The following is a 25,490-nucleotide window of genomic DNA, read 5'->3' as shown; positions in this document are numbered from 1 at the left end:
ATACGGGACCGGTGCCGCTTTCAGGTAAGAAGATCGTGATCCACGCTCATTCACCCGAGAACATCCACTGCACGCCAAATGCGTCTACCAGCATGCCGAAGCTGGTTCCCCAATATTGCCGTGCCAGCGGTACAGTGATCCTGCCGCCCGAGGCCATGCGGTCGAAAAGCTCCCGCATTTTGGCCTGGTCGTCGAACTCCAGCATCAAAGCGGAGCCTTTCATCGGCTCCGCATCGTCATTGTCCGAGGCATGAAACAGCACGCCCGGGCCTTCGAAGCGCGCATGCAGGATTTTTCCCCGCATGGCTTCGGTTCGTACCGGCATGCCGTTGTCGCCCCAGCGCAGCAGGATGGTTGCCCGGGCGAGCCCGCACGCTTCGTAGAAGGCCAATGCCCGTTCGCAATTGATGGTGAAGAACAGCGAAGGGGAGAGCCGCATCGGGTTGTTCCTGGTCGTTGCGCTTGCCTCGTCAATGCGCGGCGGCGGTTGCGGCTGCGATCAGCGCGTCGCCGGTAAATTGCCTGTCGCCGATGCCCCAGCCGCCGTCGGGCGCATTGACGATGTTGATCCAGGTGTTTTCGGACCTGTGACCGGGCACGCAGAGCTCGGCGACGATGCTGGCGGCAGCGGCGATGAAGTCCCTGCGGGCTTCGAGCGAGCCGAGGCCGATGTTGGGCAATTTCAACTCGACCATGACGACGGGCCGATTGGTACCGCCGGCATAGATGTGGTGCGGCGGCAGGATCTGGACAGTACCGCCGACGATCGCGGTGAAGAACGCATTGCCGGTGGCGCCGGACGCTTCGATCAGGGCGGCGCTGAGACGCGGCAAGATCTCGCGCTCTCCGGCCGGGGTCAGTAAGCCTTGCGGTGCGGTTACGGTGATGGGCATTTTTCTATCCTCTCCTGGAGATCGCATGGACTGCAGTCGCTGCTTGCCATGTTTCGTATCGATTGTTACGATACGTGGAGAAGGTGAGTCAACAGGTTTCGTAACGATCGCTATGGATAATTTGGAAAAGCCGCGTGGCGGCCGGCCGCGTGCCTTCGACCCCGACCGGGCACTGGATGCGGCAATGCATCTGTTCTGGGAGCATGGCTACGAGGCGACGTCGCTCACCATGCTGCGCGAGGCGATGGGGCTGACGCCGCCGCAGATCTACAATGCCTTCACCGACAAAGAGACTTTGTTCCGCAAGGCGCTTGAGCGCTACCACCAGACAGAGATCGGCTTTGCGCTGGAGGCGCTGAGCGCACCGGTGTCGACGGGGGAGGCCATCCGGCGGTTGCTGCTCGGGGCAGCGGAGGCCTATTCCAGGCCCGGCAAGCCCGGTGGCTGCCTGTTCGTCAGCGGTGCGCTGGCGACTTCGCCGCAGGCGCAAGCCATTGCCGATGAACTCAAGACATATCGCAAGGCGAGCGAAGCGGCGATCGCTGGACGGCTGGCGGAGGGCAAGACAAAAGGTGACTTGCCGGCAGGAATTTCCGTTAAGGGCTTCGCCAAATACCTGGCCGGGACCATGAACGGCATGTCGATCCAGGCGCGGGACGGCGCTTCGGTCGAAGAGCTGCGGGCTTTGGCCGAAACCGCTCTTGCGGCTCTGCCGCTCGGGAGGCAAAACCAAGGGCATGATTCAGAGACAAGACACCACGCTGGACCTTTTCCCCGAAGCTGAGAAGCCGGTCGAAATCATCCCGGCCAGGAAGCTGGCCGCCAAGGTGGCGGCACTCTACGTCGCGCCATCGGATCATTTTCAGACGCGCCCGGTGGAAGCATTGCAGCTCGGCTTCGACGGCATATCAGGCGACTTCCACGCCGGCGCCACGCGTCGCTCCGGCGGGCGCGAGCCATGGTATCCGCGCGGCACCGAAATGCGAAACGAGCGGCAGTTGTCGATCGTCGCGGCGGACGAACTGGCGATCGTTGCGGAACGGATGGGGCTAGCCGAGATCAAGCCGGAATGGATAGGCGCCAATCTGCTAATCGAGGGCGTGCCGCATCTCTCGATGTTGCCTTCAGGCACGCTGCTGTTCTTCAAGAGCGGCGTGACCATCAAGGTCGATGCACAGAACGGGCCGTGTCGGCTCGCCGGGCGTTCGGTCGCCGAAAATGCTGATATGGCCGATCACGAGACGGGCGCGCTGGCCTTCCCGCAGGCGGCGAAGCGGTTGCGCGGCCTGGTTGCCTGGGTCGAGAAACCGGGCAGCATCACGGTCGGCGAAGAGATCTCGGCGCGCGTGCCGGAGCAGTGGATTTATCGACCGTAGCTCTACGATACGAGAGCCGGCTGCGCCGCCGGGACGGCGCAACCGGATTTTAGAGACGTGTTCAGGCCGCCTTGCGGTTCTTCTTCGCGCCCTGCGCCTCGATGGAAACGTGGTCCCACTTTTCCCAGAGCGCGATGCGGTTGGCGTATTCCTGCTTGATCATCGGCAGGCCGCCGTCGCCGAAGAATACGCGCAGCGGCGGCTCGGCCGCGTCGACGATTTCGAGCATTGCCGGTCCGGTGGCCTCGGGATCGCCGGCCACGACGCGGCTGCGACGCTCGGCCATGGCGGCGCGGGCGGGTGCATAGGCCTCGATCGCTTTCGAGGTCTTGGCAGAGGCGCCGGACCAGTCGGTCGAGAAGCCGCCCGGCTCGACCAGCGTCACATGGATGCCGAATTCAGCGACTTCCAGGCTGAGCGACTGGCTGAACGCTTCGAGCGCCCATTTCGAGGCGTGGTAGAGGCCAAGCGAGGCAAAGGCGTTGACGCCGCCGATCGACGAGATCTGGATGATGTGGCCGGAACGCTGCGCCCGCATGATCGGCAGCGCCGCCTGGGTGACCCAGAGCGCGCCGAAGACGTTGGTCTCGATCTGGTCGCGGGCTTCCTGCTCGCTGACTTCCTCGATGGCGCCAAAATGGCCATAGCCGGCATTGTTGATGACGACGTCGAGCCGGCCAAAGCGCTTGTGCGCCTCGGCTATTGCCGCATCGACGGCTTTCTTGTCGGTGACGTCGAGCTTTATCGCGGCGATGTTGTCGCCATATTTTGCGACGAGATCGGCGAGCGTGCCGGCATCGCGGGCGGTTGCGGCGACACGGTCGCCACGGGCGAGCGCTGCCTCGGCCCAGACGCGGCCAAAACCTTTCGACGATCCGGTGATGAACCAAACCTTTGATGTCATGATGTGGTGTCCTTGCCCATGCGGGCCGTGAATTGGGGATGGAAACGGAGGCTTCTCCGTTTCTGCCATATACGGCGCATCGCGCGATTTTCCAGAGGCGAGGAGGAATCTTTTTGCCCCGACCGTCCGGCTGAGCAAGGCGCTTGTCTGGTCAGGGGTAGCGCACCGGGCTCGACCAGGCCGGGTCGTCATGCTTTTGCCAGTAGAGCGCCATCAGCCGGCTGGTAAACGGCCCGACCTTGCCGTCGGCGATTGGCATGCCGTCGATGATCGTCACCGGCATGATGCCGCCGGCGGTGGAGGTGATGAAGACTTCGTCGGCAGCCTTCAGCGCGGCGACGCTGACATCGACGGCCGTGGCGGCAAGGCCGGCTTCGGCGCAGAGATCGAAGACAGTGCGCCTGGTGATGCCGGGCAGCACGCCAATGGCCGGCGTCGATAGGCTGCCATCCTTGACGCAGAACACGTTGAAGCCGGGGCCTTCGGCGACATTGCCGTTGAAGTCGAGGACCAGCGCCGTCTCGCCGCCACGGTCATAGGCATCGTAGAGGCCGCGCACCAGGTCGAGCCAGTGGTAGTTCTTGATCGCCGGGTCGATCGAGGCCGGCGGAATGCGCACCTTGTGGCTGATGGCGACATGCAGTCCACGCCGCAACTGCTCGGCATTGGCGACCGAACCGAACGGCACGGCAAATGCCATGAAGCGGTTGATCGCCTGGCGCGGATCGCGGCTGAAGGTCGGCGAAGCGCCGCGCGTGCACAGCATCTCGACATAGGCGGCGCGGTGGCCCGAGAGCGCCACGCAATTGTGCAGGATTTCGCTCACACCGTCGCGGTCGAACGGGACCGTCATGCGCAGTTTCTGCAAGCTGGCGAAGAAGCGGTCGAGATGCAGGTCGAGGCGGAAGAAGCTGCCGTTCCAGACATGGACGGTGTCGTAGGTGGCGTCGGAATGCAGAAAACCCCAATCCAGCACCGAGATTTTTGCTTGCGACATCGGCAGATATTGGCTGTCGAGGAAGGCGATACCGTCGGGATAGGAATGCGGGTCGATATGGCGCTCGGACAGGGTCGGCAATGGCGCAATGCTACCTGCTGCTGCGCTTCGGTTCATGGCGACTGGTGTCCCTTCGGCTCAATGCGGCGCGGGTCAGGCTAGCGGCCTTCAGCCGACGGCATAGAGCCACCCGGGCAACGCTGTTTGTCCTAGGTAGCACATTCGATTTGCCCTATGGTCAGCCTTGAAAATGTCCGGCCGGGAGGGGGCAACATGGGCAGATTTTTTCAGACCATCATCTTTGCAGTTTTCCTCGTCTTCGTTACCGGCGAGGCCTTTGCGCAGTGCGCCCGCGAGGGCGAGGAACTGTGCCAGAGCGGCCAGACCTATCGCTGCGAAAAGACGGGCAGTGAGCTGACGCCGATCTTCCAGAACGTCCCTTGCCTGGTCAACGCGACGGGGCTCAACGGCATCTGGACCGGCAGTGGACATCAAAGCCCGGCAGGGGCCGCCGGCGCCGACTGGGCGATCACGATGACCGTCGGCGATCGCGCTGCGTCGATCGATTATCCGTCGCTCGGCTGCGGCGGATCTCTGACCCAGATTTCGCGGGACGACAGCTCGGCGGAATACCGCGAAAACATCACCTACGGCCAGGACAAGTGCATCGATGGCGGCGGCATCACCGTCCGGTTCTTCAAAGGGAACCTGTCCTGGACCTGGGTCGGGCAGGCCGACGGCCAGCCTTACAACGCCGTTGCGGTGTTAAGCCGGCAGTAGCCGAGATCATTCCTCGTCATCGTCGGCATCGAGCAGGCGCGTAGCGCGCCAGCGGGTCAGCACCATGTTGGTCTGCTCGATGACGAAGAACCGCGCCGAGTCGCGATCATAGCCCTCGGCCAGCAGTTTCTCATAGTCGGTATGGCCGTGCCTGATGTGGGCGATCGTCGCCAGCCATACGGCAATGCTCGGCGGCAGCGTCTTCATATGCACCGCACCAGCCTCGGCGCGGATTTTCTCCATGTCGGCATAGGGCGCCAGCGGCAGCAGCGCGGTCAGCGCCTTGGCAATGGCGCGGCGGCGGCCGGTGGGCGCGCTCATGTCTCGTCGCGCCCGGCAATGGTTGCCCCGGCATAGGCATCGGTCGAGGCGAAATAGGGTTTGATGTCGATCACCGGCGTGCCGTCGAGCACATCGATGGCGTCGATATCGATGCGGCCTGTATCGATGTCGACGGCGGTCAGCTTGGCTACGTGGAGTCCGATCGGGTTCGGCCGGGCCGGGGAGCGCAACGAGAAAACGCCTTTCGGTTCAGCCGCATGGCGGGGTTTCTGGACAATCAGTCCCCGCGGTGCGTGATGCAGCCAGGATAGGATGATGATGTGGCTGGCGCGCTCCAGCGCAAGCAGGCCCTCGCGATAGGGTGGGTCGATGACAACCGTCGCCGCCTGTCCCGTCTCGCGCGCCGCGCGCATGTTCTTCGGGCAGCTTTCCCGCGATGTCCATGGCGAGGCGATGCGGCCGATGAACACGATGTGGCCATCCGGCGGCATGTCAGCCGGGTCTGACTGCAGGAGCTTTTCGCCGTCGCGCGTCTCGAACATGGCTTTCGCCTCTAGCACAGGTTTCCAGTCGATCGTGACGGAAAAGCGCTTTCCGGCCATGGGGATCACACGTGCGGCATTTTCTTGTCAGGAAGCGACATAGGTCTTGCCATGTCGTTAAAGCTGACATAAACATATGTTTATATCTTTTCAACGAGAATACGCCAATGCATGTCTCGCTCGATACGATGGTGGATACATTGAAGGCGGCGGCCGAATCGAGCCGCCTGCGCATCCTGGCGCTGTTGTCGCGCGGCGACCTTACGGTGTCCGATCTCACCGAGATCCTCAGCCAGTCGCAGCCGCGCGTGTCGCGCCATCTGAAGCTGTTGCTGGAAGCAGGGCTGATCGGCCGTTATCAGGAAGGCTCCTGGGCGTTCTTCCGATTGTCAGATACCGATTCCGCGCGCGACTTCGTCATGGGGCTGGTCTCCGGCATTCGCGGCGCCGACCCGCAGGTCGAGCGCGACCTCGAGCGGCTGGCGTCGGTCAAGCGCAAGCGGCAGGATCGCGCCGCCGAATATTTCTCCGAAAACGCTGCGAGCTGGGACCATATCCGCTCGCTGCATGTGCCGGACCGCGCGGTGGAAGCAGCACTCCTCAAACTGGTCGGCAAGCGGCCGTTCCAGTCGATGCTCGATCTTGGCACCGGCACCGGGCGCCTCCTTGAGATCTTCTCGCCGCTCTACCGGCGTGGCGTCGGCATCGATATGTCGCGCGAGATGCTGACGGTGGCGCGCGCCAATCTCGACAAGGCCGGCATTGCCAATGCGCAGGTCCGCCAGGGCGACATCTTTGCGCCGCCGGTCGAGCGCGATGCCTTCGACCTCGTCACCATCCATCAGGTGCTGCACTATCTCGATGACCCCGCCCGCGCCATCCGCGAGGCGGCGAGGTTGCTGCGCCCGGCGGGCCGGCTGGTAATCGTCGACTTCGCGCCGCATGCGCTGGAGTTCCTGCGTGATCAGCATGCGCATGTCAGACTGGGCTTTTCCGATCGGCAGATATCGGAATGGTTTGCCGAGGCTGAGCTCGACCTCGAAGATGCCCAGGAATTCGAGCCGCGCGGCGGCAACGAAGCCAGGCTCACCGTCAAGCTGTGGCTCGGCCGCGACCGCCGCATGCTGATCGCCGAACCTTCCAACGACTCTTTGCCGGCCAAAGCATACCAAATTGGGGAAACCGCCTGATGAACCAGTTCCGCTTTTCCCGCCGTCCCGACATTGGCGACAAGGTCCGCGTCTCCTTCGAATTCTTTCCGCCGAAGACCGACGAGATGGAGGCGAGGCTCTGGGACACCGTCACTAGGCTGGAGCCGCTGAAGCCGAAATTCGTTTCGGTGACCTATGGCGCCGGCGGCTCGACGCGCGAGCGCACGGCCCGCACGGTCAAGCGCATCCTCAACGAGACGACGCTGACGCCGGCGGCGCACATGACCTGCGTTGACGCCGCCCGCCATGAGGTCGACGCCGTGGTTCGCGAATTCGCCGAGATGGGCGTGAAACGCTTCGTCGCCTTGCGCGGCGATCCAGCGGCGGGCGTCGGCACCGCCTACCGGCCGCATCCCGATGGCTATGCCAATGGCGCCGAACTGGTCGGCGCGCTGAAGGGAGCCGGCGATTTCGACATTTCGGTCTCGGCCTATCCGGAAAAGCATCCGGAAAGCCCTGACTTCGCCACCGACTTCGACATGCTGAAGCGCAAGGCCGACAATGGCGCGACCCGGGCGATCACCCAGTTCTTCTTCGACAACGATCTCTACGAGCGTTACGTCGAGAAGGCGCGCCGCGCCGGCATCTACATCCCGATCGTGCCCGGCATCCTGCCGGTGCACAATTTCACCCAGGTCGCCAATTTCTCGGCACGCTGCGGTGCGCTGGTGCCGGCATGGCTGGCTGAGCGCTTCGAGGGGCTGCAAAACGACCCGCAGACGCATGCTTTGGTGGCATCGGCCGTGGCCGCAGAGCAGGTGCTCGACCTTGTCGAGCGCGGCGTCAGCGATTTCCACTTCTACACCATGAACCGGGCTGACCTGGTGTTCGCGATCTGCCACATGATCGGCATCCGCTCGCACGAAACGGAAGTGGCTGGGTCGGCCGCGGCCTGAGTCTCATCGTGATGATCTGAAATGCAAAAGGCCGGGCGAAAAACCCGGCCTTTCGAATTTGTGGGCTATTTGCTGCTATCTTCTTCCGCTCTGGCGGTTACGGAAGAACGCCTATGATAAGGGCGCCAATGAAGGCAAATGCAGCACAGATCATCAATGCGTTGATTGGCCTCGTAAGTCCCATGTCATAGCCTCCTCTATGAAAGAGCTATGGGTGGAGTCTAGGGGCATTTATGCCACAGGCAAGCGGAAAGTATGCTGCAATGCGACACGATTGTGGAATTTGCGACCCGCCACTTGCCGTTAGGCATTGAAACTCTTCGGCAAATGCCCGCTGGCGGGCTGTGAATAAATTGTGACGGGTCTGTGGCGGAAGCGTGGCATGGCAGCGCTACCATCCCCGTTCTAGCGCCGACCGAACAACCGTCCGTCGATCGTCACCAGGCCGAAGGCAATCAGCGCCATGCCGCAGAACTCAAACAGAGCGAGCCGCTCGCCGAGGAACAGTAAGCCGAGCAGGATGGCGCTGGCCGGGACGATGAGCGTGACCAGCGAAGCGTTGGTGGCGCCGGCCGAGGCGACGAGATTGAAATAGAGAATGTAGGCGAAGGCGGTGGAGAGCAGTGCCAACGCCAACACCGCTGCCCAGACCGGCGGCGAGGCCGAGAACAGGCCGGCCGGGCCGTAGGTGAACAGCACCACCGGGATCATGATGATGGTCGACGCCGTCAATTGTCCTGTGGCGATGACAGGCGAGGGCACGCCCTTGAAGCGGCGGGCGATCATCAGCGCGACAGCGTAGGACAGCGAGGCGCCGATCAGCGCGAACTTCGCCCAGACCGGGCCGCCGAGCCCGGCCAGCAGGCCGGGGCCGATCATGACCGCGGTGCCGGCGATGCCGAGCCCGATGCCGGCAAGCTTGTTCCAGGACAGCTTTTCGTCCGATGTCAACGCATTGGCGAGGATCAGCGTCCAGAACGGCGTCGTCGCATTGAGCACCGAGGCGACGCCGGCGCCGAGCGCGGTCTGGCCGGCGAAGATCAGCGAGAACGGCACGACATTGTTGGCGAGCGCCAGCAGGAAAAACAGGCCAGCATGCGGAAAGGCGAGGCGGAAGGACGGGCCGCGAATGGCGAGATAGAGCTGCAGCGCGATCGCCGCGATGGCGACGCGAAACAGCACCAGCACCAGCGGGTGTATCTCGGCAACGGCGATGCGGGCAAAGAAGAATGAACCGCCCCAGATCGCGCCGAGCAGGAGAAGCTGGCCCCAGTCCCTGAGCGTCATCGGTCCGCGCTGCACGGATGTCGTGGCAATTGCCATTTCGAATCGTCCTCCCCAGACGGCGCGAGCGCCAGTCGGTCAGGCAAAAGGCATATCGGGTCCAGCGACAAGGGCCACCCGAAACCTGATCGGATGGCAGACGTACCCATTTGGTCCTAACGCCGTAGCATCAGCGCCGCGAGACACAGAATTGTTTTCTTTAGCCGCTAGCTTGGATTAATTGTGCGCAGCCGAGAAGTTAGGGGATTCGTCCATGCAGCGATTCGAGAATGCCCGCGAGGCGGCGCTGGCGCTTCGTCCTGACGACCCGGTCTACTGCTTTCGCCCGCAGGTGCTGAAGGCGGACGCCAAACAATTCATGGGCATGTTTCCCGGCAAGACCGCCTATGCGGTCAAGACCAATGGGGAGCAGATCGTGCTGAAGGCGCTGGTCGAAGCCGGCGTTACTGCCTTCGATGTGGCTTCGCCCGGCGAGTTCGCCGCCGTGCGTGCGGTCTCACCCGATGCCGAGATGCTTTACATGCATCCGGTCAAGGCGCAGTCGGACATCAAGTTGGCGCTGGAGAAATACGCCATCCGCGTGATTTCGCTCGACCATGAGGACGAAATCACCAAGCTGACGCGCGTGGTGCGTGCGCTCGACATCGATCCGGGCGCCATCAGCGTGTTCGTGCGCATCCAGACCAAAGGCTCGGCTGCTTACGAACTGTCGAAGAAATTCGGCGCCGGGCCGGCCTATGCGGTGGAGCTTGCCGAGCGGCTCAACCGCACCGGCTACAAGGTTGGGCTTTGCTTCCATGTCGGCAGCCAGATCGAGGATCCCGACACTTATGAGCGGGCGCTGGCCTCGGCCGATTGGGTGCGCAACCGACTGACCTTCGACGTGGCCGGTCTCGACGTCGGTGGCGGTTTTCCCGCCGAATATGGCCATGATCCCAACCGCAAGCAGGTCGAGATGCCGTCGCTCGGCCAGATCATGTCGCGGCTGTCGGGCGACCTCAGGGAATATCAGTTCGACCAGATGCCGCTGGTGGCCGAGCCCGGCCGGGTGATCGTCGCGCGCTGCCTTTCACTGATCGTGCGCGTGCTGCTGCGCAAGGGCAAGCGGCTCTACATCAATGACGGCATCTGGGCGTCGCTGTCGGATTCATGGACCGGCAAGATCACGCTGCCGGCGCGTTTCATTCCCGATCCGGCGATCCGCTCGCGCAATGGCGAGGAGAAGAACATCGTGCCGTTCAAGGTCTGCGGCGCGACCTGCGATTCCGTCGACATCCTGTCGAGGCCCTTCTGGCTGCCGGAAACCGTCGACACCGGCGACTGGATCGAGATCGGCCATATCGGCGCCTATTCGCTTTCGCTGCGAACCCGCTTCAACGGCTTTTATCCCGACACTTTCGTCGAGGTGACGACGCCCTTCGACGAAGGCGATGCGCCGCAGGGCTTTGCCAGCCTGGAGACGATGGCGGATTAGGCCACCCCGCCACCGGCCTGGATATTCTCGCCGGTCAGCCAGCGGGCCTCGTCGCTGGCCAGGAAGACCGCGACATCGGCAACGTCGCGCGTGGCGCCAATCCTGCCGAAGGGCGACATGCCGGCGGCCACGGCACGATCGCGCTCGGGAAGCAGGTCCGTGTCGGTGAAGCCTGGCGACAGTGCATTCACGGTGATTCCGCGCGCCCCGAGTTCCCGCGAGAGCACGCGGACGAATTGTTCGACGGCACCCTTGCTGCCGAGATAGAGCGCCGTCTGCGTGAAGAACATCTTGGTGCCGCCAGTGGAGACCGCGATGATCCGGCCGCCGTCGCGCACACGGCGCGCTGCTTCCTGAAGCGTGAAGAACGTGCCCTTGGCGTTGGTTCCGAAGACAAGGTCGAAATCGGCTTCACTCACCTCGATGGACGGCTTGATGATGGCGACGCCGACATTGGCAACGACAATCTCTATCGCGCCCAATTGGTTCTCGGTCTCGTCGAACAGGCGACGGACATCGGCAAGAACGGAAATGTCGGCCTCAATGGCGATTGCCTTTCCGCCCTTGCTGGCGATAGCGACCACGACCTCGTCAGCTGCTTTCCGGTTGCTGACATAATTGACGACGACGGCAGCGCCCTTGGCCGCGAGCCCTTCGGCGATGGCTCGCCCGATACCGCGCGAACTGCCGGTGACGAGTGCGGTTTTGCCTTGCAAGGACTGGGACATGATCAATTCCTTCAACCGTCCAGGCCCGCGGTCGGCAGGCCGATGGTCGAGAAATAGGGCAATACAACTGATCAGATAATGGCCTATTATCTAACTGGCTTGTTAATCCAGGAATACACAATGCGCGGTTCCGAATTCTCCCAGCTCAAGGCATTTGCCGCGATCGTGGAGGAGGGCAGTTTCGTTCGCGCCGCGGCGCGGCTGCGTGTGTCGCCGCCGTCGCTCAGCCAATCGATCCGGCAGTTGGAGGCTCGTATCGGGGTCAGGCTGCTCAACCGCACGACCCGCAGTGTTTCACCGACCGCTGCCGGCGATACGCTGTTTGCCCGGCTGGCCGCTGCATTCGGCGAACTGGACGGTGCTGTTGCCGACGTTCAGGCCGGACGAGACCGGCCGGCGGGATCGCTACGCATCAACGTGTCGCGCGTCGCGGCGATGCGTTTCATCGCGCCTATCCTGGGAGACTTCCAGCGCGCCTATCCCGAAATCGCGCTGACGGTGATCGTCGACGACATGCTGACCGATATTGTCCAGGGCCGGTTCGACGCCGGGATACGTCTCGGCGAGCGGCTGCACAAGGACATGGTGGCAGTCAAGCTCAGCGAGGATCTGCAAATGGCGGCGGTGGCTGCCCCGGCCTACCTCGAAGGCCGCGCAATTCCCCGTCATCCCCAGGATCTGCACCAGCACCAATGCATCAATTTTCAATGGCCGGGCGGCGGCAACATCTACCGGTGGGAGTTTTCGCGCGGCAGACGGGTTCTTGAAATCGCAGTCCAGGGCAGCCTGACCGTCAACGACACCGAGCTGATGCTGAATGCGGCGCTGGGTGGAGCAGGTGTCGCCTACATGATCGACTATCAGGTCCAGCCGTCGATCGGGGCTGGCAGGTTGGTGAGATTTCTTGAGCCCTGGTCGCCCAGCTTCCCAGGCTTCTTCCTGTATCACCCAAGTTCGAGACACGTCCCGCCGGCTTTGCGAGCATTTATCGATTTCGTTCGGGCAAGGACTAGGGAATAGGGAATGCAGCTTGGGGAGGTTCTACTGCCTAGGCCCCTGCTGTCTACTCGCTTTCTTCACAATTTCCCCAAAAGCTCCGGCGTCGGCCAGCCGTCGACCGGTAGCCCAAGCCGCATCTGTTCCTTGCGGATAGCCTCACGGGTGTTGGTGCCCAGAATGCCGTCGACGGTGCCGACGTCATAACCCCTGGCCTCGAGCTTGGTCTGCAATTCCTTCATCTGGTCGCCATTGAGCCCGGTTTCGGGATTGCGCGGGTCGAATTGCTTTGCCCCTGCCAACCGTGCCGCGAGGTTTGCCGCCGTCAGGGCGTAGGTGAAGGACTGGTTCCATTCGAGATAGACGTCGAAATTGTCATAGGCGAGGAAGGCCGGGCCCTTGCGGCCCATCGGCAGCGCCAGGCCGGCCTTCAGGCCGTTGTCGATCAGCGGCGTGCCGTCGGGATTGGTAACGCCCCATTGAGCCCATTGCGACAGCGGCAGCTTGTTGGTGCGGCCGGTCTGCTCCCACGGCATGTCCTCGGGCACGCGCACTTCCTCGATCCAGGGCTGGTCGCGTTTCCAGCCGCGCGACAGCACCTTGTTGGCCGTGGTCATGATCACGTCGGGCACGCTGCGCCTGAGGTCGACGATGCCATCGCCGTCGCCGTCGACGCCGCGCGCTAGATAGTCGGAGGGCAGGATCTGCGTCTGGCCAACCTCGCCGGCCCAGGCGCCGGTGACGTCGGCTGGCACGACGCCGCGATCGATCAGCATCAACAGCGGTACCAGCTGCGGCCTAAACAGCTGCGGGCGGCGGCAGTCATGCGACAGCGTCACCAAGGCGCTTAGCGTGTGGAAATCGCCCTGCACGGCGCCGAAATCGGTCTCCAGCCCCCAGAAGGCGGTGATGATCGGCGCCTGGACACCGAACTGCTGGTCGGCGCGGGCAAAGACGTCGGCGTATTTCTTCAGATTGGCCGCACCCTGCTTCAGCCGGTAGGCCGAGATCATGCGGTTGGAGAACTGGATGAAGGTCTGGGCGAAGACGCCCTGGGCGCGATCGCGCGCCAGCACCTTGTCGTCGATGTTGGCGGCTTCCAGCGCGTCGAGGCCGATAGCGCCGACGCCGGCTGCCTTGGCTTCCGCCGCGACGCCTTGTTTCCAGGCTTCGAAGTCGCCGCCGCATTCCTGCGCTGCCGCCGGCACGGCCGCGGCGCTGAGCAGCAGGGCCGCGAGCAGCCCGGAGCGCAGTCGGTTCTTCGACTGTTTCCGGCCCTGATATCCCTGTGGTTGCAAATCGGTTCGCATGGACCGTCGAAAAGCAGGCGGCAGCGCCGGTGTCAACGGGTGTTCTGCCGCGGCCTGCGGTTTCGGACGGCTTCGCTGCCGTTGCACCGGTGTCAATGCGTGTTCTGCCGCAGCCACTTTTTCCAGGCAGCTTCGCTGCCGTTGAAGACGTTGATATCGGATTTGCCGGTCATGCCGGGAACGATGCCGGTTCCGGTGTATTGCCAGAAGGTGAACGGGTGGCTGCCGTATTTCTGGCGGGGGTGGCCGGCGACCGAGCGCAGCCAGTAGGGATAGCCGCGGAAAGTCGAAAGGTCGTTGTCGTCAAAGAAGTCGACCGAGGTGTAGATGATCGGCTTCTTGCCATAGTGCCGTTCGACGATTTCGAGAAAGGTGGTCATCTCCGCGCGAACCGTCGCCGAATCCGGACGCAGCCGGCAGGTCGGCGATTTCGGGTTCCATTCCATGTCGAGCACCGGCGGCATGGCCGAGCGGTCGACAGGCACGTTTTCGATGAACCAGCGCGCCTGGGTGGCGGCCGGCGTGCAGAAATAGAAGAAATGGTAGGCCGCGCGCGGAATGCCATTGGCTTTGGTGCGGGCCCAGTGCTCGTTGAAATAGTCGTCGAAACGATCGCCGCCCTCGGTCGCCTTGATGAAGGCGAAGGAGATGCCGCTGGCCTTGGCTGTCGGCCAGTCGACCGACGTCTGGTACTTGGAGACATCGGTGCCGTGAACGGCGTAATTCCAGGGCGTGCCGCTGTCCCACTCATGCGGCTTGGAGTCTTCGAAGCGCGGTGCGCGCACCGCAACCGTCGGGCTGCTCGAAGGCGACATCGACGGCACGAGATCGCCGGCGGTCGAGCAGGCGGCCAGCAGCGTCAACGTGATGAGGGCCGCGAAACGGCGCATCGCATTTCCCGAGCCGGAATCAGCCGGTCGCTGTTGGGTTTTGTTGTTGCGGGTAGCCCCACCAGACCAGACGATCGCCCCACAGCATCGCCCGATTCTCCAGTGATCGCCGATCATGGTTGATAACAGGTTGACGGCGCTCGACAAGAACACCGATTTTGCGGAAGCAATGGCGGCAAATCGATGACATCAATCGAGCCGCAAGCCACCGGGCAGCGGAAAAGCAGGGACTTAAAAGATGCGGGTCGTCGTGAACATCGTTAAATGGCTGCTTGGCCTGGTCGTGCTGGCGGTCGCCGCATTGTTAGCCTGGCTCTACATCGCGCCGCCGGAACTGATCCGCGTCGGTTCGGGCTATTCGGCCAAGATCGTCTGCTCGAATGTTTTTATCGCCGGACGTGACCCCCACGAGGTACTTGCCGTAGACGTGCAGGCACCTGGCCATCCACTGCTCAGGCTTATGAAAGTGTCGGTCGACAAGAACAGGGGGACCGTCTCGGCCGGGCTGCTCGGCTTCCTCGGCAAGAGCGTTGCCGTCGCGCGCGACGGCTTGGGTTGCGCCTCGGTTCCCGACGGCGATGTCGGCAAGGTACGGCGTACCACAATCCCTGCCGAAGCGTTGGCGACCACCAAGGGCGATCTGTGGCCGGAGGGCGATCGGGTCGATGCCTCGCAGAATCCCGAGATCGGCAAGATCCTCGACGATGCAGGGATGACCGGCACCGGCATGCGGGCTGTGGTGGTGGTGAAGAACGGTCGCATCGTTGCCGAGCGTTATGGCGACGGCTTTTCGGCGAAGACGCCGCTGCTCGGCTGGTCGATGACCAAGACGGTCAATGCCGCGCTTGTCGGCACGCTGGTCAAGGACGGCAAGATGGCGGTGACCAATCAGGGCCTGTTCGGCCCCTGGAAGGCGGACGGCCGCGCCGCCATCAGTCTCGCCGACATGATGGCGATGTCGAGCGGGCTGGAGTTCAACGAGGATTATGGCGACGTCGCCGACGTGACGCGCATGCTCTATCTCGAGCCCGACATGGCGGGCTTCGCCGAATCCAAGCCGATGACCGGCGAAGTGGGTAAGGTCTTCTCCTATTCGAGCGGCACGGCAGTGATGCTGTCGCGGCTGTGGCAGGACGCGATCGGTGACAAGGTGAAGGCGCTGGCTTGGCCGCGGACAGCGCTGTTCGCGCCGCTTGGCATGCAAGGCGCGGTGCTCGAAACAGACGAAGAGGGCACCTTCGTCGGCTCATCCTATCTCTACGCCACCGGCCATGACTGGGCGCGCTTCGGCCAGTTCCTGCTGCAAGGCGGGGTGTGGAACGGCAACCAGATCCTGCCGGCCGGTTTCGTCGACTGGATGCGCGAGCCGGCGCCGGCCTCGAAGGTCTATGGCAAGGGGCAGTTGTGGATCGAGGCGCCTGGCGATGAGGGAAACCCCGGCGCCGGCGTCGCCGCCGGCCTGCCAAAGGACACCTACTGGATGGAGGGCCATGACGGCCAGACGGTCGCCATCGTCCCGTCGGAGCAACTGGTGGTGGTGCGGCTCGGGCTAACCCCGGCCAAGCTCGGCTACCGGCCGCAGGTGATGCTTGGAGCGCTGGTGAAGGCGCTGCATTAGCCTCTTGGCTGCGCGATCACCGCCAGCCAAGCGTAGCCGCGATAAAGCGTGCGGAAACGGAAGCTTGCGCCGGTTCGCCGAGATTCCGATTCCAGGACTTCGCGCAATGATTCACGCGGCGCGACGTGGAATTTTCTGAGCCAGCCGCGCAGCAATGTCCGGAACCAGTTGGGAAGACCTTCCTGCTGGCCGAAATCGACGACATGCAATGAGCCGCCGGGCGCAAGTGCTGCAAGCGCTGCTGAAACCGTCTTTTCCCAGCCAGGGATCATCGACAGCGAATAGGACACGAAGATGCGGTCGAAACGCTCGACGCCGAACAGTGTCTTGGCGTCGAAATCGGTGGCATCGCCGCGCGCCAGCATGACGCGACCGGACAGGCCTTCGCGCGCGACGGCGGCTGCCGCTGTTTCCAGCATTTCCGCCGAAATATCGAGACCGAAGAAGCGCGCCTCCGGATAGCGGCGGGCGGCAAGCGCGATGTTGCGACCGGTGCCGCAGCCGAGTTCGAGCGCTGTGCCGTTCGCCGGCACGTCCAGCCCCGATATCATCTGGTCGCGGCCGAGCAGGTAATATTTGCGGGTCAGGTCGTAGATATGACGCTGCCAACGATAGACGCCGTCCATCAACTTGGCATGGTCGGCCGGCAGCTCGCTCGTGCTCATGCCGGGCGCTTAACATAGAGGTGGAAGCCGCCATAGATCGCCGAGCGGTCGCGGGCCGAATAGTCGCGCGAGGCCTCGTCCTCGTAGGTCCACTGGTCGAGCAGCGAGGTCGAGACGCGGCCGGGCAGCAGGCTGGGTTCGGCAGCGGTGCGGAAGATGACGCGGGCGCCGACCGAGGCGGTGCGGGTGATCTCCGACCACAGCGCGTTGAGCTGGTCATCCGTCATCCAGTCCTGCGCGTCGAGCAGGATGAAGCGGTCGACGGTCCCGGCATCCTTGCCGGCCAGGAATTCGATCAGGTTGGCGTGGTGGATGCCGACGCGATCGACATTGTTGCGGATCGCCTTGTAATTGGCCTCTTCGAGATAGGCGGGCAGGGCCGCTTCGCCCGGATTGGGGTAGCGGCGGGCAAAGGCCTGCCAGGCGAAATAATTGTTCTTCAACGGAAAATCACAAGCGAGCTTTTCCAGCCGGGCCTTCAGCACGCTGGCCATCGAACCGTCGCCCGAGGTGATCAGCGAATCGTACTGCGCCGGCGGAATGCCGAGACCGAACAGCGACGCCTTGCGCGATGTCGCCCATCGCAACAGCTTCTTGTCGAAGACCGGCGCCAGCTCTTCGTTGAAGAAACGACGCTGGTCGGCGATGCTCTTCGACGCCATGATGCCGGCGGGATCGACACCGAAGAATTTGGCGGTGCGATGGCCCATGGCGATGAACAGGCCGAGCAGGCCGGTCTGGTAGAAATTGCGGTCGAAGACGGTGATGCGCCGGCGGCCGCGCCAGTTGCGACGCTCCCAGTAATGGCGGCTGACCGGATCGAGATGCGGCGCGATGAAGCGGTCATAGGCTTCCGAATTGTGGCTGGTGTCGGCGGCGCCGAAGAAGCGGAACAGGTCGCCCTGTGAAGGCAGATGCCGCACCGCCTCCAGCTTCATCCGGTTCAAGGCGATGTGGGCGGCGTTGAGATCGACCGCATCGACGCGTTCAGGCGACCGGGTGAGGTAAGCGAGGATGTTGCAGCCACCTGAGGCGATGGTGACGACGCGGTGGCCCTGGCCAAGCTGCATGGCCTCCATGTCGACTTCAGGGTCTTCCCAGATCTGCGGGTAGACGAGGCCGGAAAACAGAAGCGCGAACAGCCGCTCGGAAAGGCCGGCCTTCGACAGCGGGCGGTTCTGGTAGACGGCTTTTCCAACTTCCTTGCCACGGCGAAAGACCAGATCTGCCGAAACGTCCGTCATGGCTAATGATTCCCCATTTGCTTTGGCGCAAGCGGGTAGCGCAGCGTCATGACAGGCCAGTGACAGCCTGTTGACTGCCGGATGTCAGCTCCCGGATATCAGGCTTTGCCAAACCCTCCCGGCGTCGGCGTCGTCAGGATGACGGCGTCGCCGGCGTCGAGCACTGTCTGGTCGCAGGCCTTCAGCGTCTCCACGCTGCCGTCCTGGCGGCGGACCTCGGTCGAGCCGACCTCGCCATCGCCGCCGCCATCCAAGCCTTTCGGCGGGCGGTTGCGATGCGAGGAGAGGATGGCGCATTCCATTTTTTCGAGGAAACGGATCGTCCGCTTGGTGCCGTCGCCGGCACTCCATCTGCCTTTGCCACCGGATCCCCGGCGGATGTGAAAATCCTCGAGCAGCACGGGAAAGCGCAGTTCCAGTACTTCCGGATCGGTGAGCCGCGAATTGGTCATGTGGGTGTGGACGCCGGAGGTTCCGGCAAAGCCGCGGCCGGAGTTCATCTGCCCGGCCGGCGAGCCCGAGCAGATCGTCTCGTAATACTGGTACTGCTTGTTGCCGAAGGTCAGGTTGTTCATCGTGCCTTGCGCGTTGGCCATGGCGCCCATGGCTCCGAACAGCGCGTTGGTGACATGCTGCGAGGTCTCGACATTGCCGGCGACGACGGCGGCGGGGTAGCTGGGTTTCAGCATGCAGCCGTCGGGGATGATGATGTTGATTGGCCGCAGACAGCCGGCATTCATCGGGATCATGTCCTCGACCATGACGCGGAAGGCGTAGAGCACCGCTGCACGGGCGACGGGCTCCGGCGCGTTGAAATTGTTCTTCATCACAGGCGACGTGCCGGTGAAGTCGACGGTCGCCTCGCGCTTTTGCCGGTCGACCGTGATCTTCACCTTGATCACCTGGCCGGTGTCGGTCGGGTATTCATATTCTGATGCGTCGGGCAGCCGCTCCAGCACGCGGCGCACGCTTTCGGCGGCATTGTCCTGGACATGGCCCATATAGGCCTCGACGACATCGAGGCCGAAATGGGCGACCATCTTGCGCAGTTCGGCGACGCCCTTTTCGTTGGCGGCGATCTGCGCCTTGAGGTCGGCGATGTTCTGGTGCGGGTTGCGAGCGGGGTAGGGGTGGTCGGTGAGCAGCGTCTGCAGTTCCGCCTCGCGGAATTTTCCGCGATCGACAACACGGAAATTGTCGAACAAAACACCTTCCTCGTCGACGGTGGTGGCGAGCGGGGTCATCGAGCCGGGTGCCGTGCCGCCAATGTCGGCATGATGGCCGCGTGACGCCGCCCAGAACAGGATTTTCGGCGATTGGCTAATCTCCCCCCTTGTGGGGGAGATGCCCGGCAGGGCAGAGGGGGGCGTGACAGAGCGCAACGCCGGCGGGACAGCGCCCCCCTCTGTCGGCTTCGCCGACATCTCCCCCACAAGGGGGGAGATCGGGCGCTGTTCCTCGAACACCGGCGTCACCACAGTGATGTCAGGCAGATGTGTGCCGCCATTGTAGGGGGCATTCAGCGCAAAAACGTCGCCGGGGTGGATGTCACCGGAGTTCAGCCGGATGATCGTCTCGACCGAGCGGTCCATGGAGCCTAAATGCACCGGCATGTGTGGCGCGTTGGCGACCAGCGCGCCGTGGCGGTCGAAGACGGCGCAGGAAAAATCCAGCCTTTCCTTGATGTTGACGGAATAGGCGGTGTTCTGCAGCGTGACGCCCATCTGTTCGGCGATCGACATGAAGAGGTTGTTGAAGACCTCCAGCATCACCGGATCGGCTTCGGTACCGAGGGCGGCCGTGCGCACTTTCCGTTCGGTGCGGCGGATGACGACGTGATTGAGGTCAGTGATTTCGGCCTGCCAGCCCGGTTCGACGACGATGGTCTGGTTCGGTTCGATGATGAGAGCGGGGCCTGGAACCAGATTGGAGGGGCGCAGATTTTCGCGGCGATGGATGCCGGCCTCATGCCACCGGCCCTCGGTGTAGATGCGCCGCGTTCCGGAAGCGCCGGCTTCAACCTTTGTGGGTCCGGCCGGCGCAACGGCCTCGACCCTGGCCTCGGCGATTTCGGCGCCTTCGACGCCGACCGTCTCAACGATCATCGGCTTGTCATCATAGACGAAACCGAACTGCGCCTTGTGGGCGATTTCGAAATCGCGCCTGGCCTGGAAGATCGAGTCCCGCTCGAAATTCACCGGCAGCGTCGTGTCGGTGCCGTCATAGCGAATGTGCAACACCGGCTTTGCGGCAACCTTGTCCTCGGTGATGCCTTGCGCCGCAAGTTCGGCGATGACGGCTTTTTTCAACGTGGCAATGAGGCTGCCGATCTCGGCCCTGGATTCTTCGGCAAGCGGCTTGAGCAGCGCCTGTTGGCGCGAGGCGAAGACGGACGACAGGCCGATGCCATAGGCCGACAGCAGGCCGGAGAAGGGGTGGATCAGCACGGCCTCCATCCCGAGCGCGTCGGCAACCAGGCAGGCATGCTGGCCGCCGGCGCCGCCAAAACAGTTCAGCAGATATTCGGTGACGTCGTAGCCGCGCTGGACGGAGATCTTCTTGATGGCGTTGGCCATGTTTTCCACCGCAATGGTGACAAAGCCTTCGGCGGCGGCCTCTGGCGTGCGGCCTTCGCCGATTTTGGCGGCGAGTGCGGCGAATTTCTTGCGCACGGCCGCCACATCCAGCGGCTGGTCCTGGCCGGGTCCGAAAATCGCCGGGAAGAAATCGGGCTGCAGCTTGCCCAGCATCACATTGGCGTCGGTGACGGCGAGCGGGCCGCCGCGCCGGTAGGCGGCTGGCCCGGGATTGGCGCCGGCGGAATCCGGGCCGGCGCGGAAGCGGCCGGCTTCGTAATGCAGGATCGAGCCGCCGCCGGCGGCCACAGTATGGATGCGCATCATCGGCGCGCGGATGCGTACGCCGGCAACCTCGGTGTCGAAGGCGCGCTCATACTCGCAGTCATAGTGGGCGACATCGGTCGAGGTGCCGCCCATGTCGAAGCCGATGACTTTCTCGAAACCGGCGAGCTTCGCCGTCTCGACCATGCCGACGACGCCGCCGGCCGGGCCGGACAACAGCGCATCCTTGCCCTGGAACATGTCGGCGGCGGTGAGCCCGCCCGACGACATCATGAACATGAGGTGGGGGGACTGGCTGATCTCCCCCCTTGTGGGGGAGATGCCCGGCAGGGCAGAGGGGGGCGTGACAGAATGAGGCGCTGGCGGGACAGCGCCCCCCTCTGTCGGCTTCGCCGACATCTCCCCCACAAGGGGGGAGATTGGCGCTGCACCCAACTCTCCCGCCACCGTCTGCACATACCTCGACAGGATCGGCGAGAGATAGGCATCGACCACGGTGGTGTCGCCGCGACCGACCAGCTTGATCAGCGGCGAAACCTCGTGGCTGACCGAAATCTGCGAAAAGCCGATCTTCCGGCAGACTTTCGCCACCGCCTTCTCGTGGTCGGGGTGTTTCCAGGCATGCATGAAGACGATCGCGACCGCGTCGATGCCGTCGGCGCGGGCCTGTTCGATGGCGGGACGGCAAGCGGCGATGTCGAGCAGGCGCTCGACATCGCCATTGGCGCGCACGCGTTCGTTAATCTCGATGACCCGCTCATAGAGTTGTTCGGGGAGGATGATCTCCTTGGCGAAGATATCTGGCCGCGCCTGATAGGCGATCTTCAGCGCATCGCGAAAGCCCTTGGTGATCAGCAAGAGCACGCGGTCGCCCTTGCGCTCCAAGAGCGCATTGGTGGCGACGGTGGTGCCCATCTTGATGTCGCCGATCAGGCCGGGCGGGATGGCGGCGCCGGATTTCAGGCCCAGCAATTCGCGGATCCCGGCTATCGCTGCATCAGGGTAGGCTTCAGGATTTTCCGACAGGAGTTTCCTGGGATGCAACCCGCCTTCCGGGTCGCGTCCGATCACGTCGGTAAAAGTGCCGCCGCGGTCGATCCAAAAATCCCATTTCTTGTCCACGCAGAGCTCCTGCATTTCATTTGGTTTCAGACTGTTAGTTCGCCATCGCACGGCCTGCAATCGGCTAAGGGGATGTTACATGCCGAAACGCAACGTTACGAAACTCATGGCCGTCTGATGCATTTCCCCTTCGAGCGTTCACAGCAATGTGAGCGTGTAGTGAAGGAGAGATGTTATGAAAAAGCTCATTCTTGCGTCCGTTTCTGCCCTGGCCCTGCTCGGCGTTGCCGCCTGCAGCGACAGCGGTACGGACAACACCACCACCCAGAGCACCAATCCGCCGGCGGCCGACCAGCCGATGCAGCCGGCAAACCCCGATACCCCGAAGCCTGCTGAACCGGCTCCGGCAACGCCTGCTCCTGCCGCCCCCGCGCAGTAGCAGCAGTCTCGGTCACTTTGATGTGACGAGAGAGGAGGCCGGCTTCGCGCCGGCCTTCCTGCGTTTAGGGCCGGGGCCGGCCGTTTCGTGGGCTACGCTCGGCTCATTCCTACGATTTGCGATCTGGCGCGTCAGCGTTTGCGTAAATCGATCCACCCTGCGGCGCTGTCTTGGCTTGATAGCGGTGGCTGGCGGCCCTAATAAGCGCTTATGTCGATTTGGGATCGCCTTGGCGAGTTCATCAACCGCGTTTCCTCTTCAGCCAATTCGGGCGTCGCCGAAGTGGTCGAGGCTGTGCGCACTGTTTTTTCCGGCGATGCGGATCTGCGCCGGCGCGTTGCCTTCTCGGTGGCGATGATTGCGCTGTCGGCCAAGATGGCCAAGGCCGACGGTATCGTCACCCAGGACGAGGTGCGGGCCTTCCAGGAAATATTCGAGGTGCCGAGAGAGCAGACCCGCAACGTGGCGCGGCTCTACGATCTGGCTAAGCGCGACGTTGCCGGGTTCGAGACCTATGCCGAGCGCATGGCGCAGATGTGCGGCTCGGGCCATTCGAACTGCGTCATGCTGGAAGACATACTCGACGGCCTGTTCCATATCGCCAAGGCCGATGGGCTGGTGCATGAACGCGAAGGCATTTTCCTGCACCGCATCGCCGAGATTTTCCGCATCGACGAGGTGCACTACGAGGCGATCATGGCCAGGCACGTCAATCTTGGCGCCGGCGACCCCTATGTCGTGCTGGGCATCGAGCGCGGCAAGCCGTTCGAGGAGGTCAGGAAGCGGTATCGCAAGCTGGTCTCCGACAATCATCCGGACCGGCTGATCGCGCGCGGCCTGCCGCAGGAGTTCATCAAGATCGCGACGACGAGGGTCGCGGCGATCAACGCGGCCTATGAAATGATCGAGCGGGGCCTTAGGCACGCATGAGCGGCTTCCTGCCCGACGAGCCAGGCGCCGAGGTCAGGGTATCGCCGAATTTCGCCCCGCGGCGCGAGACGCTCAGACCCGACATGATCGTGCTGCACTATACCGGCATGGCGACGGGTGCTGCGGCAGAAGCGTGGCTGTGCGACCCCGCCAGCGAAGTTTCCTCACACTATCTCGTCCACGAGGACGGCCGTATCGTCCAGATGGTGCGCGAGAGCGACCGGGCCTGGCATGCCGGCGCAAGTTCCTGGTTCGGGCGCACCGACATCAACTCCTGCTCGGTCGGCATCGAAATCGTCAACCCCGGCCATTCGCTCGGCTATTCGACCTTTCCCAAGCGGCAGATCGAGGCGGTGATTGGGCTATGCAAGGGAATCATCGGGCGCCATTCCATTACGGCGCAACGGGTGCTCGCCCATTCCGACATCGCGCCAGGGCGCAAGATCGATCCGGGCGAGAAATTCCCCTGGAAGGTGCTGTTTGCGGCGGGGGTCGGCCATCTCGTGCCTGCGGCGCCAATCCGGCGCGGCCCGGTGCCGAAAGCCGGCGATACCGGCGCCGAGGTCGAGGCGCTGCAGTCGATGCTGGCGCTCTACGGCTATGGCGTGGAAATATCCGGTGTCTTCGACCGCCAGACCGAAATCGTCGTCGAAGCGTTTCAGCGGCATTTCCGGCCACGCCTGGTGGATGGCGTCGCCGACGGCTCGACGATCCGCACGCTGCAAAGCCTGCTGACTTCCCTTAGGTCAGTTGCGCCTAAATAACCTTTTCCTGATATTAGAGTTACAGCCTGTCACTGAAAGTGAATTGCCTCGCCTTGTTCGACACCAATTCGGCCCTCAAAGGCAGTTCGTGCAAGTTATCAGGCCTTCATCCCCCCGGAAGTCCCGATATTGATTAGGCGTTGCTGCGTGAAGATCTTCGCGCGGCTCAAACAGAACAGGACCACATGCAGAAATTGACCGTTGTAACGGCAGCTATTGCTGCCGGCGTGATGACTTTTGCCTTCAATGCGGCCGATGCCGCACCTCTGAGCCAGAGGGCAGACCAGGGCTTCATCGCCGCACCCGCCAAAACCGCCATGACGAAAGCGAGCCCGAAAGCCAAGAGGACAACCACTGCCAAAGTGCAAAAGGCAGCCGTGGTGAAGGTCAGTAAAGCGACGGCCAAGAGGCATTTGAAGCGCGGCAGGAAGAGCATCGACCTGACGACGACCGCGTCGATCCGCCCAAGCACCGCTTCAGAGTCGACGGCGGCGGCCGCCCTCGGCGGCCAGTATTCGGCGATCATCGCCCGCTATGCGGCGGCCGAAGGCGTGCCGGTATCGCTGGCCAAGGCGGTCATCAAGATCGAGAGCAACTACCGGCCCAACATCGTCGGCAGCGCTGGCGAGATCGGTCTGATGCAGATCAAGCCGGCAACGGCGCGGATGATGGGTTACAGCGGTTCGGCCAAGGGCCTGTTCGATCCCGATACCAACATCAAGTATGGCATGAAGTATCTGGCCATGGCGCGCAACCTCGGCGGCGGCACGACCTGCGGCACCATCCTGAAATACAATGCCGGCCATGCCGCGACGCGGATGAACCCGGTGTCGGCCGCCTATTGCGGCAAGGTCAAGGTGCAGATGGCTGCATTGGGATCGCCGGCATAAGTCTGCTTTTTCATTTGCGTTTTCGCACGTGAACCCCTTTATACGCACTGCCAGCTGGCCGGGCGGCCGCACCCGCAAAGCCGAAAGGCTGCGGGTGAGGAAAGTCCGGGCTCCATGGAGACACGGTGCCGGTTAATGGCCGGCGGGGGCGACCCCAGGGAAAGTGCCACAGAAAGCAAACCGCCACGATTTATCGGGGTAAGGGTGAAAGGGTGGGGTAAGAGCCCACCGCGCGACTGGCAACAGGAGCGGCACGGTAAACCCCACCGGGAGCAAGACCGAATAGGGACGGTGCGAGGGGAAACCTTCGAGGGCTGTTTCCGGCCCACCGTCCGGGTAGGTTGCGTGAGGCGCATGGCAACATGCGCCCAAGATGAATGGCCGCCACGTTCTCGCTCCGCAAGGGGCGAGGGCCATACAAAACCCGGCTTACAGGCCAGCTGGCAATTCTCCA

The 25,490-nt window shown here is 63.3% G+C and carries 25 protein-coding genes and 1 other RNA gene; 13 read left to right on the top strand and 13 right to left on the bottom strand.

Annotation, left to right across the window (positions count from 1 at the left end; genetic code table 11):
• Positions 1-46: 46 nt before the first annotated feature.
• Together AC1D1L_RS18620 and AC1D1L_RS18615 are read right to left on the bottom strand one after the other, a co-directional pair.
• On the bottom strand, positions 47-439 hold the full coding sequence (locus AC1D1L_RS18620) for a VOC family protein (RefSeq protein ID WP_477342940.1): 393 nt from the start codon (positions 437-439) through the stop codon (positions 47-49).
• A gap of 31 nt (positions 440-470) precedes the next feature.
• Positions 471-893 carry a hypothetical protein gene (locus AC1D1L_RS18615; protein ID WP_477342939.1) on the bottom strand — a complete coding sequence of 141 codons (423 nt, stop codon included), beginning with the start codon at positions 891-893 and terminating at the stop codon, positions 471-473.
• On the opposite strand from AC1D1L_RS18615, the gene AC1D1L_RS18610 reads away from it, so the two are divergent.
• Together AC1D1L_RS18610 and AC1D1L_RS18605 are read left to right on the top strand one after the other, a co-directional pair.
• Positions 886-1,677 carry a TetR/AcrR family transcriptional regulator gene (locus AC1D1L_RS18610; RefSeq protein ID WP_477343116.1) on the top strand — a complete coding sequence of 264 codons (792 nt, stop codon included), beginning with the start codon at positions 886-888 and terminating at the stop codon, positions 1,675-1,677. The genes AC1D1L_RS18615 and AC1D1L_RS18610 overlap by 8 nt on opposite strands.
• The gene (locus AC1D1L_RS18605) at positions 1,631-2,269 is read left to right on the top strand and encodes an MOSC domain-containing protein (protein WP_477342938.1); all 639 of its coding nucleotides are present in this window, start codon (positions 1,631-1,633) and stop codon (positions 2,267-2,269) included. The genes AC1D1L_RS18610 and AC1D1L_RS18605 overlap by 47 nt, the downstream gene beginning before the upstream one ends.
• A 61-nt stretch (positions 2,270-2,330) precedes the next feature.
• On the opposite strand, the gene AC1D1L_RS18600 is transcribed toward AC1D1L_RS18605, so the two are convergent.
• Together AC1D1L_RS18600 and AC1D1L_RS18595 are read right to left on the bottom strand one after the other, a co-directional pair.
• Entirely contained in the window at positions 2,331-3,173 is an 843-nt protein-coding gene (locus AC1D1L_RS18600; protein WP_477342936.1) for an SDR family oxidoreductase, read from the bottom strand.
• A gap of 151 nt (positions 3,174-3,324) precedes the next feature.
• Positions 3,325-4,287: a D-amino acid aminotransferase gene (locus AC1D1L_RS18595; protein ID WP_477342935.1), complete on the bottom strand. Its 963-nt coding sequence runs from the start codon at positions 4,285-4,287 to the stop codon at positions 3,325-3,327.
• 156 nt (positions 4,288-4,443) lie between these two features.
• Between AC1D1L_RS18595 and AC1D1L_RS18590 the strand changes: the two genes are divergently transcribed.
• Positions 4,444-4,950 carry a hypothetical protein gene (locus tag AC1D1L_RS18590; RefSeq protein WP_477342934.1) on the top strand — a complete coding sequence of 169 codons (507 nt, stop codon included), beginning with the start codon at positions 4,444-4,446 and terminating at the stop codon, positions 4,948-4,950.
• A gap of 6 nt (positions 4,951-4,956) precedes the next feature.
• On the opposite strand, the gene AC1D1L_RS18585 is transcribed toward AC1D1L_RS18590, so the two are convergent.
• Both AC1D1L_RS18585 and tsaA read right to left on the bottom strand, forming a co-directional pair.
• The gene (locus AC1D1L_RS18585) at positions 4,957-5,271 is read right to left on the bottom strand and encodes a DUF2293 domain-containing protein (protein ID WP_477342933.1); all 315 of its coding nucleotides are present in this window, start codon (positions 5,269-5,271) and stop codon (positions 4,957-4,959) included.
• Positions 5,268-5,774: a tRNA (N6-threonylcarbamoyladenosine(37)-N6)-methyltransferase TrmO gene (tsaA, locus tag AC1D1L_RS18580; RefSeq protein WP_477343115.1), complete on the bottom strand. Its 507-nt coding sequence runs from the start codon at positions 5,772-5,774 to the stop codon at positions 5,268-5,270. The genes AC1D1L_RS18585 and tsaA overlap by 4 nt, the downstream gene beginning before the upstream one ends.
• 167 nt (positions 5,775-5,941) lie before the next feature.
• Here tsaA and AC1D1L_RS18575 point away from each other — a divergent pair, with 167 nt between their 5' ends.
• Together AC1D1L_RS18575 and metF are read left to right on the top strand one after the other, a co-directional pair.
• On the top strand, positions 5,942-6,964 hold the full coding sequence (locus AC1D1L_RS18575; protein ID WP_112560360.1) for an ArsR/SmtB family transcription factor: 1,023 nt from the start codon (positions 5,942-5,944) through the stop codon (positions 6,962-6,964).
• Positions 6,964-7,881, top strand: coding sequence for a methylenetetrahydrofolate reductase [NAD(P)H] (gene metF / locus AC1D1L_RS18570; protein ID WP_192258471.1), 918 nt, complete (start codon positions 6,964-6,966; stop codon positions 7,879-7,881). Before AC1D1L_RS18575 ends, metF begins: the two co-directional genes overlap by 1 nt.
• Positions 7,882-8,286: 405 nt before the next feature.
• On the opposite strand, the gene AC1D1L_RS18565 is transcribed toward metF, so the two are convergent.
• Positions 8,287-9,204 carry a DMT family transporter gene (locus tag AC1D1L_RS18565; RefSeq protein WP_477342932.1) on the bottom strand — a complete coding sequence of 306 codons (918 nt, stop codon included), beginning with the start codon at positions 9,202-9,204 and terminating at the stop codon, positions 8,287-8,289.
• 214 nt (positions 9,205-9,418) lie between these two features.
• Between AC1D1L_RS18565 and AC1D1L_RS18560 the strand changes: the two genes are divergently transcribed.
• Entirely contained in the window at positions 9,419-10,639 is a 1,221-nt protein-coding gene (locus tag AC1D1L_RS18560; protein ID WP_352559937.1) for an alanine racemase, read from the top strand.
• Here AC1D1L_RS18560 and AC1D1L_RS18555 read toward each other — a convergent pair.
• Positions 10,636-11,367 carry an SDR family oxidoreductase gene (locus tag AC1D1L_RS18555; RefSeq protein ID WP_477342931.1) on the bottom strand — a complete coding sequence of 244 codons (732 nt, stop codon included), beginning with the start codon at positions 11,365-11,367 and terminating at the stop codon, positions 10,636-10,638. The two genes, AC1D1L_RS18560 and AC1D1L_RS18555, sit on opposite strands and share 4 nt — an antisense overlap.
• Positions 11,368-11,487: 120 nt before the next feature.
• Here AC1D1L_RS18555 and AC1D1L_RS18550 point away from each other — a divergent pair, with 120 nt between their 5' ends.
• On the top strand, positions 11,488-12,387 hold the full coding sequence (locus tag AC1D1L_RS18550; RefSeq protein WP_477342930.1) for a LysR family transcriptional regulator: 900 nt from the start codon (positions 11,488-11,490) through the stop codon (positions 12,385-12,387).
• Positions 12,388-12,443: 56 nt separating this feature from the next.
• On the opposite strand, the gene AC1D1L_RS18545 is transcribed toward AC1D1L_RS18550, so the two are convergent.
• Together AC1D1L_RS18545 and AC1D1L_RS18540 are read right to left on the bottom strand one after the other, a co-directional pair.
• Positions 12,444-13,673 (bottom strand): lytic murein transglycosylase, encoded by a 1,230-nt coding sequence (locus AC1D1L_RS18545; protein ID WP_477342929.1) that lies wholly within the window; start codon positions 13,671-13,673, stop codon positions 12,444-12,446.
• 92 nt (positions 13,674-13,765) lie between these two features.
• Positions 13,766-14,563, bottom strand: a complete 798-nt coding sequence (locus AC1D1L_RS18540) for a glycoside hydrolase family 25 protein (protein ID WP_477342928.1) — start codon at positions 14,561-14,563, stop codon at positions 13,766-13,768.
• Positions 14,564-14,801: 238 nt separating this feature from the next.
• On the opposite strand from AC1D1L_RS18540, the gene AC1D1L_RS18535 reads away from it, so the two are divergent.
• Complete coding sequence (locus tag AC1D1L_RS18535) at positions 14,802-16,181, top strand: serine hydrolase domain-containing protein (protein WP_477342926.1); 1,380 nt, start codon at positions 14,802-14,804, stop codon at positions 16,179-16,181.
• Here the strand turns inward: AC1D1L_RS18535 and AC1D1L_RS18530 are convergent.
• The 3 genes from AC1D1L_RS18530 to AC1D1L_RS18520 form a co-directional block, all read right to left on the bottom strand.
• Positions 16,178-16,846, bottom strand: coding sequence for a class I SAM-dependent methyltransferase (locus AC1D1L_RS18530; protein ID WP_477342924.1), 669 nt, complete (start codon positions 16,844-16,846; stop codon positions 16,178-16,180). The genes AC1D1L_RS18535 and AC1D1L_RS18530 overlap by 4 nt on opposite strands.
• Positions 16,843-18,090, bottom strand: coding sequence for a BtaA family protein (locus tag AC1D1L_RS18525; protein ID WP_477342922.1), 1,248 nt, complete (start codon positions 18,088-18,090; stop codon positions 16,843-16,845). Before AC1D1L_RS18525 ends, AC1D1L_RS18530 begins: the two co-directional genes overlap by 4 nt.
• 98 nt (positions 18,091-18,188) lie before the next feature.
• Positions 18,189-22,073 (bottom strand): hydantoinase B/oxoprolinase family protein, encoded by a 3,885-nt coding sequence (locus AC1D1L_RS18520; protein WP_477342920.1) that lies wholly within the window; start codon positions 22,071-22,073, stop codon positions 18,189-18,191.
• Positions 22,074-22,248: 175 nt separating this feature from the next.
• On the opposite strand from AC1D1L_RS18520, the gene AC1D1L_RS18515 reads away from it, so the two are divergent.
• From AC1D1L_RS18515 to rnpB, 5 genes are all read left to right on the top strand, one after another.
• Positions 22,249-22,452, top strand: a complete 204-nt coding sequence (locus AC1D1L_RS18515; RefSeq protein ID WP_112560371.1) for a hypothetical protein — start codon at positions 22,249-22,251, stop codon at positions 22,450-22,452.
• A 210-nt stretch (positions 22,453-22,662) separates the two neighbouring features.
• Positions 22,663-23,382 (top strand): TerB family tellurite resistance protein, encoded by a 720-nt coding sequence (locus tag AC1D1L_RS18510; RefSeq protein WP_477231536.1) that lies wholly within the window; start codon positions 22,663-22,665, stop codon positions 23,380-23,382.
• Positions 23,379-24,146, top strand: a complete 768-nt coding sequence (locus AC1D1L_RS18505; RefSeq protein ID WP_477342917.1) for an N-acetylmuramoyl-L-alanine amidase — start codon at positions 23,379-23,381, stop codon at positions 24,144-24,146. The genes AC1D1L_RS18510 and AC1D1L_RS18505 overlap by 4 nt, the downstream gene beginning before the upstream one ends.
• 185 nt (positions 24,147-24,331) lie before the next feature.
• Positions 24,332-25,036 (top strand): lytic transglycosylase domain-containing protein, encoded by a 705-nt coding sequence (locus tag AC1D1L_RS18500; RefSeq protein ID WP_477342915.1) that lies wholly within the window; start codon positions 24,332-24,334, stop codon positions 25,034-25,036.
• A 50-nt stretch (positions 25,037-25,086) separates the two neighbouring features.
• An RNA gene (gene rnpB / locus AC1D1L_RS18495) (RNase P RNA component class A) lies at positions 25,087-25,484 on the top strand.
• Positions 25,485-25,490 lie beyond the last annotated feature (6 nt).

This window comes from Mesorhizobium sp. P2_D6 (assembly GCF_056404315.1).
This window is presented reverse-complemented; position numbering and strand designations above follow the sequence as displayed.